Genomic DNA, 14,221 nt, shown 5'->3' with positions numbered 1-14,221 from the left:
CACGTGCTTGCTCGTTCAATCGTCAGGCTCGGAACCCTTTTTTTCCAATCATCGTCAGAATTAGCATCATGATCAGCAATAATACGATTGTTGCTCCAGGTGCGAGGTTCCAGATGCCTGCTACAACCAGTCCAAGGACTACGGCAATTTCACCGATAACCACGGACAGAATAATGGCAGATTTGAAACTTCGGGCCATCAATAGGCTGACAGCTACCGGAATGGTCAATAACGCCGATACTAGAAGCGCACCCACAATCTTGATCGCCGTACTAATAACAAGTGCTGTCATCACAGTGATTAACATGTTCAGAATTCTCACAGGTAATCCTGTGACAGCTGCCGCATCTTCCTCAAAGCTCAGCAGGAAAAATTCCTTATGTAACAACGCCACTACGATCACCACGATCAGCGTAACCACACCTACCAGCTTCAGATCCGTCGCATCCAATGTATATATGCTGCCGAACAAATAACTCATGACATCTGCATTATATCCTTTGCCCAGCGTGAAGAACAATGAAGCAAGCGCCACGCCTCCGGACATGATAATGGCAATCGATAATTCGGCATAACTCTTGTACGCTTTGCGTAATTTCTCTATTGCAAATGAAGCAAGAACGGCAAATATCAAACCTACCGCAATGGGATACACTTCAATCAGGAATCCGAGTGCAACGCCGGCGATGGTCACATGAGACAAGGTATCTCCGATCATCGATAACCGCCGTAACACCAGAAACAGTCCGATCAGCGGAGCTGTGATGCCAATTAACAATCCACCCGCCAGCGCACGCTGAAAAAAATCACTCATTAATATTTCCAAAACAAACACGACTCCTTCGGCCTTGCTCTAATCTAATGGGCCATAAACACGGCTAACGTACCTGTGCAGTAGTATGTTGCAGATTGGTCTCGGCACAATCTTGCAACTCATGCGAATGACGGACATGGAAATTAATTTTGCCATTCGTTACCGCAGCTTCGGAACCCAGATAACTCTCCATCCGGTCCATATCATGAGACACCATCAGAAAAGTCATCCGGTGATGTTCATGCATATGCGTAATCAGTTCAAAGAAACTGGCTTGTGATTCAGCATCAATACCTACCGTTGGTTCATCCAAAATCAGCAGATCCGGGTGATTGATAAGCGCTCGTGCCAAAAATACACGCTGCTGCTGACCGCCGGACAACTGACCAATACGTTTGTTCGCCAGATCCTCGATCCGCATGACTTGCATTGCATCCGTGCACTGTTGCTGACATTTGCGAGACATACGACGGAACATGTTTTTGTTGTTGTATAAGCCGGACATGACCACTTCACGAACGGTCGCAGGGAACAACGGGTTAAATGCATTCTTTTGCGGCACATACCCGATACGGTCCCAATCTTTGAACCTGCGGATCGATTGTCCAAATAGTTTGATATCTCCCTGCGCAGGAGGTAACAATCCTACCAGCATGCGCAGCAATGTCGTTTTACCCGCCCCATTGGAACCGATAATCCCGACAAAGTCCCGCTCCTGGGCCATAAAATCGAGATTCTCAATCACTCGCTGGTCCCCATAGGAAAATGATAGTTTCTCGATCTCTATAATTGGATCATGACATAATGGCATGATTTGCTGCATGGCAAAGCCGCCCTTCATTATATATAAGGATCTCATAGCGTCCTAAGAGCCTTCACCGCGAACGGTAAAGACTCTTATGTCTGATTCCTTCATTCTATCTTATTTTAATGCGATCAGCAGATTTTGCAAATTTTTCTCCATCAGGGTGAAATAATCATCCCCGTTTGTTGCTTGCTCTTTGGTCAATCCCTCGACTGGATTAAGGACCATGGTTTCCACGCCTGCTTCGCTCGCCAGTGTTTTCGCCAATTTGTCAGATACCAACTCTTCGAAGAAAATATATTTGATACCTTCATCTTTAACCAATTTCGCAAGCTTCACAATATCCTGTCCTGTCGGTTCAGCATCGGGGGAGAGTCCCATAATGGCATGCTGGGTTAATCCATAATCACGCGCAAGGTAACCAAACGCTTGGTGCGAGACAACAATTTCATTGTTCGGTACTGTAGCCAATTCATCCGTAAAACGCTGATCCAGCGTCTCAAGCTTCGTACGAAGCGCTTCATAACGTTGTTCGTAACCTGCTTTGTGATCAGGATCTGCCTCGACCAGACTATTTTTAATGTTTTCAGCCATGATCATGGCTGATTTCGGACTAACCCACGTATGTGGATCAGTATGATGATCAGCTACATCTTCGCTGGTAGCCTCATCTGCGTGTTCATCTGCGTGTTCATCTGCATGCTCGTCTTCGTGTTCTTCGCCGTGACCATGGCCATCATCACCCTCAGCGGTTAACAGCTTAACGCCTTCGCTGACGGCAACAGACTTCACCTGTGTATCACTGTTCAGCGACTTCAGGAAATTTGGTACCCATCCTTCCAATCCAGCTCCATTATAGAAGAACAGCTGTGCCTTGGACGTATTGACAATATCCTGACTCTTCGGAGTCCAGTCATGTGGCTCAACTCCCGTTGGCAGCAGGTTAATGACATTGGCATCTTCACCACCGATTGCAGTTGTAAAAGCATATACAGGATAAAATGTCGTCACGACGTTTACTTTACCTTCCACCATCTTGGCATTATCGGAACTATTCTGCCCACACGCAGATAATACCAGCAAACTGAGAATAAGCAGACCCGTCCATAGCAACTTCATGTTGCCTCTTTTGTTCATCTTCCCTGCCCGGTTAGCCCGAACTTGATGTTGCACTTTATAAAATGTCATTATGATTCACTCCGCATCTCTTAATCGTAAACATTACTGAAAGAATTATAGGTAACCTGAACCCAGTTGTCAAGCTATCTCGTCCTATTCATTCTCTCCCGAAGTACGAAGTTCATAACAGTATATGCTTGTTCTCTTCCCTTAAGATGCGAATTATATCAATAAAAAAAGGGGCCCGAATTACATCGGGCCACCTTATGTCAATTTTATGACAATATTTATATTATTCTTATTTCACTTGTGCGCCATTAGGCATGTTTTCAGGTACTGTAGCCAGTGTTAGTTGGTCGCCGTGCGACGCTGCCAGAATCATGCCCTGGGACAGTTCACCACGGAGTTTCACTGGTTTAAGGTTGGTCACACAGATGACTTTACGTCCAATCATCTCTTCTGGCGAATAAAACTTCGCAATTCCCGATACAACCTGGCGCTGCTCATAACCCAGATCCAGCTGCAATTTCAGCAACTTATCTGCTTTTTTGACCGGTTCGCAGGCAATGACTTGCGCGACACGCAGTTCTACTTTGGCAAAATCGTCAATACCGATCTCTTCCGTACCCTCAGGTGCAGTTACCGGTTCAACAGCTGCCGAAGCTCCAGCATCTGCTTGACTTGCTTCAGGCTGTGCCGCTTTTTGGCCGCCAGTCATTGCTTCTGAGATATAAGCAATTTCCTGTTCGGAATCCAAACGCGGGAAGATTGGATCCCCTTTTTGCAAGGCGTTTCCATCCGGAACCAGACCCCATTGCTTGGCTGAATCCCAAGCCGTGAGTTCGCCTTCCTGAATGCCGAGCTGTGCCCAGATTTTATGAGGAGCACGTGTCAGGAATGGTTGCAACAGAATGGAAGCAATCCGCAAGCTTTCGATTAGGTGAGACATAACGGATGCCAGTTCATCGCGTTTTGCTTCATCACGAGCCAGCGCCCATGGCTGCGTCTCATCGATATATTTGTTGGTGCGACTGACAAACTGGCTGATCGCCGTCAGCGCTACGGAAAACTGCAGGTTTTCCATGGACTGTTCCACTTTTTCCACCGTGGCATGCCCTGCTTCTTCCAGCGAAGCATCAAATTCCGTTACATTCGAAGCAAATGCCGGGGCTTTGCCTTCAAAATATTTATCTACCATCGCAACTGTTCGGTTCAACAGGTTGCCCAGATCGTTCGCGAGGTCGGAGTTGACACGCTCTACGAAGCTCTCTGGTGTAAATGTACCATCAGAACCAAACGGCACTTCACGCAGCAGGTAATAACGCAATGCATCCAGACCGTAGCGGTCGATCAGGGTCACCGGATCAACGACATTGCCTTTTGATTTGGACATCTTGCCATCCTTCATCAACAACCAGCCATGTGCGAAGACTTTCTTAGGCAAAGGCAGATCCAACGCCATTAACATGATTGGCCAGTAAATCGTATGGAAACGAACAATTTCTTTACCTACCAAATGTACATCCGCTGGCCAGAACTTGTTATACAGGGATGCATCGGATGAACCGTAGCCCAGAGCTGTAATATAGTTGGACAACGCATCAATCCACACATAGACCACGTGTTTTGGATCGCCTTTGACTTTGACACCCCATTCAAATGTGGTACGTGATACGGCCAAGTCCTCAAGACCTGGCTTGATGAAGTTGTTGATCATCTCGTTCTTGCGGGACTCCGGCTGAATAAAGCCCGGGTTCTCCTCATAATATTGGAGCAGACGATCTGCATATTTGCTCATGCGGAAGAAGTAGGATTCTTCTTTGACCAGTTCCACGGGATGCCCGCTATCCGGACTCTTGGCTGAAAGAATCTCGCCTTTTTCATTCTTTTCCACATCAACCAATTGTGTCTCCGTGTAATAAGTCTCATCGGGAATACTGTACCAGCCTTCGTACTCGCCTTTGTAGATATCTCCCTGCTTCAGCAAACGGTCAAAGATATCCTGAACTACGGTTTTGTGGCGTTCTTCTGTTGTACGAATAAAGTCGTCATTGGAAATGTCCAACTTGTTCCACAGTTCCTTAATGCCCACAACGATATCGTCGATAAAAGCTTGCGGTGATTGTCCTTTCTCTTGTGCCTTGCGCTCAATCTTCTGGCCATGTTCATCGGTTCCTGTCAGATAGTGAGCATCATAACCGCGCAGACGCTTGTAACGAACCATCGCATCTCCCGCCACTGTTGTGTACGCATGCCCAATATGCAATTTGTCACTCGGATAATAAATCGGGGTTGTCAGATAAAATGTTTTTTGGTCAGCCATGAATGACTTCTCCTCCTTCAAATGTTCCTGCTTCTTGTGCGCCCTTTCGTCTAAAAACACTAAAAAAGAACACAAAAAAACTCCCGCCCCTATGGGACGAGAGTTGCTCTCACGTGTTACCACCCAAATTCCCCGTGTTTTTCGCAAAACACAGGCTCTGTCGGTCCTTCGACCGCCCATTAACGCTGGATCACGCCTCAGCCTTACGACAGCAGCTCTTAAATCACTGTCTGCACGCTCGAAAGAGGTTCCTCCGGGACCATGTTCCATCCTCCTCCCAGACCGGTTCTCAGCTCATCCGGCTCTCTGCACTGGGGGTGTGTCTGTACTTATCCCTTCACTGGAAATCATATAGGAAAAATATACTGAAATGCGGCCACCTTTGTCAAGTGGACAGCTTACTCAACTTCAACCCTGGCCTGCTTCCAGGGCCCCCTACTACTTCAGGCGATATCGTTTACTCCGATACCATCATAGACTTTTCCGCCTTCGGCGGCACCAGATCCACGCCACCTGGATGAAACGGGTGACATTTGGCTATGCGTTTCGCTGTTAGCAAGGAGCCCTTGAGAGCACCATGTACTTCAATCGCCTCCATGGCGTAAGCCGAACAACTCGGATAGAACCGGCAAGTTGGCGGCGTTAATGGAGAGATATAGTTGCGGTACACCCGAATGGGTGCCTGAGCAATTCTGCGAGATAACTTCATGGTCAGTGCTTCCCGTGAGCGTGTTGATGTCCAGACGCCGCTTTGGCCGGAGCATGATCAGCACAGTCCTTGCAATAACCAAATACCTCGAACTTGTGATCTACAACCTGAAATTGCTCAGGCGCATCCGCAAGCTGCATCGGGCAAAAAACAATGGGATATGTCTTCTGACACTTCAGGCAGATCATATGATGGTGATGATGATCTTCACTACAATGTGCTCTGAATTTGACGCCATCTTCGAAGATGACCTGTTCCAGTACGCCCAGTTCCTGCATCACACGCAAATTCCGATATACCGTGTCAAAACTCAGTCCGCTATAAGTCTTACCCATATATTCATAGACGTCCTTGGGTGTAAGATACCCGGGCGACTCGGCAAATAACCGGGCCAATGTTTTCCGCTGATCGGTAATGCGGAGCCCCTGTGAGGACATGGTCGAAATAATCTGTTCTGTCGACAGCATGATCTAAAGCACCTCCTGTCATACGAGCATTTTGCATTATTCATAGAGCGACAGTTATTCGGCAAAAGCGAAAACTTTTGCTTTCTTGTATACCTCTAATAATGCATCAAATTACGATTAGAGTCAACGAAGACACCGGGTTATATCATTCCAACAACACATAAAAAGGACTCCATGCACATGCAATGTCATTACGTTTAGCTTTGAGCTAATGACATTGCATTTTGATGGAGTCCCTTCCTGACGGTTCAGATGATCAATCGTTCGGGCGACTTTTGGGGTGAACGGGTATATATGATATAAGCTTTCACTCCAAACCGTCCGTGCATGTTCATGATATTACTTTTCAGCCGGAAGCGGTGTGAACAGCAGGTTAACAGGCAGGTTACTACCTGGTGCCGCCGAGAAGAGAATGGTTACACTCTCGCCGTACGAACCTGTGCGATACATAACGCTTTGCTCATTTGGTGCCGTTACAGATTTACCTGTGGAAATCTGAACGACCTGTCCATTCACAAGTGCCACACCTGAGTATCTGCCCCCACGAGGGTTGAATGAAATCAAAGTACGTGGAGCAACGTTATTCAATGTAATTTTGTACAATACACCGAAGTTACCTGCGTTTGAAGCTTCTGTATACGCCATAGGATCCGTTCCTACAAGGTTTGGATCACTTGCATTATCTCCAAGTGGAAGACGTGCAGGCTTCGACCCTACTTCTTGATCGTACGTAATAATCCGTGTTGCATTTGGATACGTTCCACGGTTGTGAACCCCATCACGATCCAGAACCGGCAGGCTCGACAACACTTCCATCGGGTCCTTGTTCTCTTCGATCATGATAATGTTGTAATCCAGTTCATAGTCACTGAATACATCCGAATACAAGGAGATGACTTGTCCCTGTTTCATCGGAAGAACGCTCAGATCATTGAGGATCAGCTTGCTTTCTCCTGGCTGGATGTACACTTTCTTTTGTCCGGTGCCATTCTGCATGGACTGGAACCAACGGTCAATGGATAACTTCCCAGCTACCGTTGCAAAAGGAGACGGTCCTGCAAAGCCCATGTTTTGCTGTTCAATGGACGCCGTGTAGGCATTGTTGTTTGTCGCTACAACGTACATTTTCACATTTTTGCCCGTGTTGTTCACATGGTGAATCATGAAGCGTGTCTGTCCAAAGGAAGATTCCTTGTACACAATGCCTTCCGTATTCACGGTTTCCGGGCTGTTACTGCGGATCAGCAGACTTGGTTCATCATAATAGGTGAAAGGAACTTTCTCCAATGCCGGTACGCCGCCACCGTCGAATGTAAATTTCTCACCTACTGGTGTGAACAATTGGTTGAAGTCAGTCAAACTGTATAGCGTTTCGCCCGTAATATTGATCATCTTGGTATAGCTGTCGCTAGCACCATGTTTATCGGTAACTGTAATCGTTACGGTCTTCGGTCCTGGAACAAAGAATGCCAGTGCATTGTTATCCCATTCTGTTTTTACAATCGCATTCTCATCATCTGTACTTTGATCAATATAGGTGATTTTCTCACCCATTTTGTATTCTTCCTTATCTGTCATAAACATTGCGACAGGTGGCAGATTCGGTCGTTCAACCTTAATCGTAACCGAGTACGGATCACTCCATTGACCACTCGAATCCTGGACCGCATAGGTTACCGTATATGAACCTGGTTGGTCGAATGAATCCTGACGGCCAGTCCAACGCTCATCAACAATGCTGAGTCCTTTGGGTGAACTGGATCTGGTTGTGTAGGTTACCTGGTCTCCAGCAAATACTTCTTTTTGTACCGTGAAGCTGGCTACCGGTTTGGTACTCAGATTCAATACAACCGTTTTGGCCGGTTGATTAACTTTATATGTGATGTTCAGGGCCTGCGTAATCGACGTCAGTGGCACCATGAACGTATTCTTTTGTTGATAAGCAGGGCCCTTCATCGATCTGGATACGCCATTAACGGTATAGATTGTGCTGTTTGTTTTGAAACGCAGCTCATCTTCACCACTAATAATGATCGTTTCTTTGGTCGTGTTATCGTATTTAACATCATAGCCGACCCGATCTACCAGAGCACGGATGGCTACATAGGATACACCCTTTTTAACAGCCATTGGCTGTCCGGCAAGATATGTTTTGCCATCTTGCATCATTTTGTTGCTGTTCATATACAGCGTGAGGTCTCCACCCCCGCCTCCAGCGACAGTTGAATTCCCTGTAGACGGTTGCTCCACTTCTACCGGTGCAGGTGCTGGTGTTTCCTCAGCTGTACCTTCTTCGTCCGTAGGTTCCGTTACCGGCTCAACAGGAGTCGCGTCTGTTCCTGTAGGAACATCTGTCTCAGGATTCACTTCTTCAGTTGTTTCATTATTTGATGTTGGAGTGTCTGTTCCGGATTTCACTTCGGATTCCGCGATGGTTTGTTCTTTCTTCACAACCTCCACGGATTTAACTTTGGCTGTATTCACTGGTGTAGTATCGCTCTGATCAGCTGATTGTGCATTGGCAGGAATGACTGCAAACGCTTGAAAAACAGCAAAAGCGGTAAGTATGGACAATTTTTTCTTCAAATTCATTCTTTGTCTTTGGCTCCTTCTGCTCCCATTTTATAAATATCCCCCTCAAAAAGTCATATTATTAGACGCTTGGAACCGGGAAAAGTTGCTAAAAAGTTAAGAGGAGAATTGTAAACTTTTAATAGAAGGAAAATACTATGAAAATAGTTATCTATCAATAATCTTTTTTAGCATCTACCCCCAAATTAACCCAATAGCAAATCCAAACAAAAAAATCTCTCAGGAAATGGTAGATTAGTACCATGCCATAGAGAGATAAAGGATTGAATATGTCTAACCTAAACGGACAGGTAAGCTTCCTGTAGGCTCCAACTCACCGGTTAACACGAGAGAGAGTGCCCGGACGACTGTAGGCGTATTTTCATAGGTACACACATAACTTCCGGGCATCGAAATTTCCAGCAGATCATATGGATTACGCAGAGCAATCACAATTAGCGAATGATTTTCACTAAGCTTTTCAACTAAATACCGTTGCCCTTTCGGAAGATGACCTGCAGATGTGTAAGTACATACGATGACCTGCTCAGCCTCTGACACATCCTTCAAAATCCGATCCGCTTCATCATATGATGGCTGAGTCGTTATTTTACGCTCACGAACTCTGCCTCGCAGCTGCGATAACGCCACGCCAAGGGAATCTGTATGGGACCAAGGTTCATCCACTTCTGTCCGTTGCACAACTTCAGGCCAGATGACATACACGTCCTGATCTGGATTCAGCGGCAGCAACCCTTCATTATGAACCACTGTAATACTGCTCGAAGCGATCTTGAACAAGGTCGATTCAATGGATTCATTGGAATGAAAGGGTTCATTATCTACTGCTTTGGCAGTTTCATTCGTTTTTGGTGAAATCAGACCGGTCTCCCTGTAACCGCAACGCGCTGCCTTCCATGTAATAATACGTTCCAGTGACTTGTTAATGACCTCTTCCGTTATCCGCCCCGTTCGGACTGCTCTAACGACCGCTTCTACAGCAGCGACCTGGTCTTGCAAAGTGTGACTCACCAGGATCAGATCCGCGCCTGCCTCCACAGCACGAATGGCACCCTCAGCTACCCCATATGGCTTGGATATCGCATGCATTTCAAGACAGTCTGTAATAATAATTCCTTCGAAGCCCATTTCTTCGCGTAACAGTCCGGTTAACACTTTATGTGACAATGTTGCCGGAACAGGCTCCGGTTCAATCGCCGGAAAGATAACATGAGCCGTCATAATGGCATCGACCCCTGCCTCAATAGCTTGGTGGAACGGTAACAGCTCAATCTTTTCCAACCTGTTTCGATCATGAGGTACTGTGACCATACCGAGGTGAGAATCTACCGTGGTATCCCCATGCCCCGGAAAATGTTTCGCTGTTGCAGCTATGCCCTGTGATTGATAACCGGTAATAGCCGCTGCTCCATGCTCAGCTACCCTCTCGGCATTTTCACCATATGACCGTACGCCAATCACCGGGTTAAGAGCATTGTTATTCACATCCACCACTGGCGCAAGGTTCATATCAATACCGATGCTTTTCAACTCACGACCCAGAATTCGGGCACATTCAAGCGTATATTCCGGATTACCTGTCGCACCTAGCGCCATGTTACCCGGCACTTGGGTCACTCCATCTTTGTCGATCCGTGCGACCATGCCACCTTCCTGATCCACTGATATCATGAGTGGCAATTCCCCCACTTCAGCAGCAATACCTTGCAGTTCAGCGGACAGTCGCGTCAATTGATTTACACTTTCTACATTACGCCGGAAATAGATGACACCCCCAACGTGGTATTCACGGATCAAGCGAGTAATCTGTTCATCTGCGTGCTGACCGTGAAATCCACACATGAACAATTGGCCTACCTTTTGCTCCAACGTCAAATTATTCAATGGTTTCATGCAATCTCTCCCTCCGTTTCCCCTTGGAGACTACGAACCCAGCCGTTTGCTCTGCCTATACTCCGATGGTTTCATATGAAAGTGTTTGTGGAACACTTTGGAGAAATAACGGCGCTCCTTGAATCCTGTTGCTTCTCCGATCGCTGTAATGCTCCATTCGGTTGTACTCAACAGCAAGGCGGCATTTTCCATACGTCTCTGAGTCATATATTCAACAAACGTTATCCCCATATGGGTTTTGAATAGCTGGCAAAAGTAACCCGGGCTGATTCCAAGCCAATCCGAGACTTCATCTATACCCAAGTCCTGCTGCAGTCTGGCGTTCATGTAATCACATGCAGATCGGATTAGTTCCGATATGGAAGGACGCGGCTGAGATTGTTTACCCTGACAGGAATGGGTGATGACCTCTGCGAGTTCAATCAGTTCTCTCACGGACACAGCCCGCTGCAGCGCATCCCAGAAATTCGCTTCGTCCTGTTCGGCCACGACATTGACTTCGCGCAGTTCACGAAGCATGTGTACAAGCATATAGCGAACATGGGTTTCATCCATGCTGCCTAATGATTGCTCAGCGATCCTCATTCGCTGTTTAAGCGTATCTATTACATCGAGTAACCCCTGCTTATTCCATTGCCGAATGAAGCGTGTGACAAGCTCCAGATCGTCTCTTGTTATCCATGTGCCCGCCTTAATGGAAGTCTCAAACCCAAATGATAAAGAAGATGACGAGAATTCCGGTTTCAGCACCCTGTCTGTACTTTCCGGATGTGTCATTAGAATTCTTTGACAATGCTGATACCGCTCAAGGATTTCCTGTTCCAGTTTCACGGGTACATCATCCTGAACAACCCTTGCTCTTACGTTTGAATCCATGGACAATATCTCATTTAATTCCAACAAAAGTTGATGTGCCAATTCCTCTGACTGAAGTTTCCACTCACCCGATGCCTCGAGCAAGATGCACCACTCTCCTTTGCGGGTACGCAGAACCTGACAGCTATTAGAAATTCTGTCCGTAACTTCCCTTAGCCTGGAACTCATCGCCTCATGCCATCTTTGATGCTGGTTCTTGGACCAGCCAATGGAATGCCGAAAATAACCGACTGCATCTATCAGCAGCAATGTATAACCTACAGAAGGAAGCATGAATTGAGGCACAGAGACAGGATCAGAAATCTTCAACGTTGCTTCTCCTCGCAACAGGTCAATCAACTGTTTTTGTCTGATCCAACTTGCCATCTCCATACTTTGATATCGCTTCGACTCGTTCTCCTGACGTCTCTTCTGGATCTGCTCTGCAAGCTCACGCAGTTTAAGTTCCAGATTCAGATAATCAATGGGCTTGCATATGTATTCATGTACGTTATATTGGATAGCGGTCCGAGCATACTCAAACTGCTGGTATCCCGTCAGTAAAATAATTTCACACGTTTCACCCTGCTCTCGCAGCAATCGAATAAGTTCCAATCCATCCATGGACGGCATCCGGATATCGCATAAGATAATGTCTGGATGACTTTCAGTCACTTTATCCAGCGCTTCTGCGCCACTTCTTGCTGTACCCGTTATTTCGATCCCCATCTCTTTCCAGGGTAAAATATAACTTAGATTTTCCAGAATCGGCAGTTCATCATCAATCAGCATTGCAGTCAGATTCATCCGGCTTCCTCCTGCTCATATAATGGAATGATACATTGAATAACTGTGCCATACCCGGGTGCTGAACATATAAATATGCCATACCCGGCCCCGTATTGAATACGAATGCGATCTGCTACACTTCGTAATCCCAATCCTCTGCGTTCCGTTATGGCGGACAATGATTCCCTTTCTTCAGTTAACATATATTCCGGCGGATCTGCCGCCATATACTCAAATCGTGCAAGCATTTCCTGGGGAATACCGATGCCATTATCCTCAACCTGTAGCACCAGATGATCACGTTCTTCATAAGCGCTTATCCGCAGCACACCTGGATATGTGATCCCTTCAAACCCATGTTGAATACTATTTTCCACCAGTGGTTGAAGTGTGAGCTTAAGCACGATTGAGGTGTATAGATCAGGTGGAATGTCAATCTCATACGTAAACAAATCACTGAACCTGTACTGTTGAATCTCCAGATAACTCTGCAAATGCCTTACCTCCTCACCCAGCGGAATCTCCTCCTGATCCTGGATGCTAATGCGAAGCATATTGCCAAGTCTGGTGACCATCTCGCTTACTTTGCGCCCCTCGCCACGTAGTGCCAATCCATTAATGGATTCCAGAGTATTGAACAGAAAATGGGGTTTGATCTGGGCTTGCAGTACACGTAATTCCGCTTGAGCCTTCTGCTGTTGCTCGGCCCGAACACGACGAAATAATCCGCCAATACGGTCCAACAGCTCATTGAACCCCTGCGCAAGCAGCTGCATCTCGTCAAATCCTTTTCCTTCCACCCTCGCATTGAAATCACCATCATCCACACGACGCATAAATCTTACAAGTACAGCAATGTTGCCCGTAATGCGATTCATGAAAAAAAGATTGAAGATCATGGCGGCGAACAGGCATAACAGAATAATAATGACGGACCAACCTGCGAAGGCATTCGTTTCAGCAGCTAAGGCTTCCCATGAAGTGACACTGACGAGACTCCAGTTATAATTCTTCAGATGATATTGTGAAATGATACTCTCCGTACCGTCAAAGACCGTTCTGACGCTGCTAAAGCCGGGACCATAACCGCCGGATTTCGATCCCAGATTTTCCATGTTCTCGCCATTGTAACGTCCGGAGGGGTCGTAGACGATTAGCCCTTCCTCATTAATTAACAGAAATGACGTATCTTGCGCTGAATCACTGATTTGCAGATGGCGGAAGATTCGGTCAATCTCTCCTTTTTTGATCTGAACAACAAGCACGCCGATATTTTGAAAATAACTGAGTTCTTTGACCAGTCTGATCTGGGTGAAGACAGGTTCTACACCCGTTAATTCGGAATATTCCAGAGGTGCGAGCCATTTAGGGACACCATTGAGTTGCTTAATTTCATTATATAAGGGATGCACTTTGAATTGCTGAAAAGGAAGGGCTTGAAAGTTTTCTTTGGTGAAAATGGAGACAATTTGATTATTCTCGGACGAACGCAAATCATATAAAAAGGCATAACTGATGAACGGATAATTATATAGAAGGGAACGGAAATTGCGCTGGCTGGCATTCAGGGATAACTGATTACCGGTTCCCAGATCCTGCTTGGTCGGATCTTTGGCGTTCAATGCCATTTGAAAAACCGATGTCGCTATCCCGTTGTCGGTAACATTGTTAATCTGCTGAAATACATTCTCGATATTGTAGCTAATGGCCTGAAGCGCATATTCGGCCTGTTGATTGTACTTTTTCTCAATCGTATGTGACGTGACCAGAAACATGCCAATGCCCAGCGCACACATCGGTACAATGATCAGCAGCAGAAATGCCAAGGCCAGCTTCATTCGCAAGTTCATATCCC

General features: G+C 46.4%; 10 protein-coding genes. All 10 read right to left on the bottom strand.

The genetic code is table 11. From position 1 onward, the window contains the following. Positions 1-22 precede the first annotated feature (22 nt). The gene (locus AC4G47_RS10075; protein ID WP_017687569.1) at positions 23-826 is read right to left on the bottom strand and encodes a metal ABC transporter permease; all 804 of its coding nucleotides are present in this window, start codon (positions 824-826) and stop codon (positions 23-25) included. A 52-nt stretch (positions 827-878) separates the two neighbouring features. Then, a complete protein-coding gene (locus AC4G47_RS10070) occupies positions 879-1,637 on the bottom strand; it encodes a metal ABC transporter ATP-binding protein (RefSeq protein ID WP_458123175.1) in 759 nt (252 codons plus the stop codon). 99 nt (positions 1,638-1,736) lie between these two features. Further along, positions 1,737-2,756 carry a metal ABC transporter solute-binding protein, Zn/Mn family gene (locus AC4G47_RS10065; protein ID WP_491106680.1) on the bottom strand — a complete coding sequence of 340 codons (1,020 nt, stop codon included), beginning with the start codon at positions 2,754-2,756 and terminating at the stop codon, positions 1,737-1,739. A gap of 280 nt (positions 2,757-3,036) precedes the next feature. Next, positions 3,037-5,241, bottom strand: coding sequence for a methionine--tRNA ligase (metG, locus tag AC4G47_RS10060; RefSeq protein WP_491106679.1), 2,205 nt, complete (start codon positions 5,239-5,241; stop codon positions 3,037-3,039). A gap of 277 nt (positions 5,242-5,518) precedes the next feature. Continuing rightward, positions 5,519-5,770, bottom strand: coding sequence for a membrane protein insertion efficiency factor YidD (yidD, locus tag AC4G47_RS10055; protein ID WP_017687565.1), 252 nt, complete (start codon positions 5,768-5,770; stop codon positions 5,519-5,521). A 2-nt stretch (positions 5,771-5,772) separates the two neighbouring features. After that, entirely contained in the window at positions 5,773-6,237 is a 465-nt protein-coding gene (locus AC4G47_RS10050) for a Fur family transcriptional regulator (RefSeq protein ID WP_076215723.1), read from the bottom strand. Positions 6,238-6,576: 339 nt separating this feature from the next. Continuing rightward, on the bottom strand, positions 6,577-8,829 hold the full coding sequence (locus tag AC4G47_RS10045; RefSeq protein ID WP_491105895.1) for a stalk domain-containing protein: 2,253 nt from the start codon (positions 8,827-8,829) through the stop codon (positions 6,577-6,579). A gap of 273 nt (positions 8,830-9,102) precedes the next feature. Further along, on the bottom strand, positions 9,103-10,722 hold the full coding sequence (gene nagZ / locus AC4G47_RS10040; protein WP_491105894.1) for a beta-N-acetylhexosaminidase: 1,620 nt from the start codon (positions 10,720-10,722) through the stop codon (positions 9,103-9,105). Between the two features lie 30 nt (positions 10,723-10,752). Then, a complete protein-coding gene (locus tag AC4G47_RS10035) occupies positions 10,753-12,384 on the bottom strand; it encodes a response regulator transcription factor (RefSeq protein WP_491105893.1) in 1,632 nt (543 codons plus the stop codon). After that, positions 12,381-14,216, bottom strand: coding sequence for a cache domain-containing sensor histidine kinase (locus AC4G47_RS10030; protein WP_491105892.1), 1,836 nt, complete (start codon positions 14,214-14,216; stop codon positions 12,381-12,383). Before AC4G47_RS10030 ends, AC4G47_RS10035 begins: the two co-directional genes overlap by 4 nt. Positions 14,217-14,221 lie beyond the last annotated feature (5 nt).

Source organism: Paenibacillus sp. Negev47, assembly GCF_058313655.1.
Note: the sequence above shows the minus strand (reverse complement) of the source record. Positions and strands in the feature narration are given on the sequence as shown.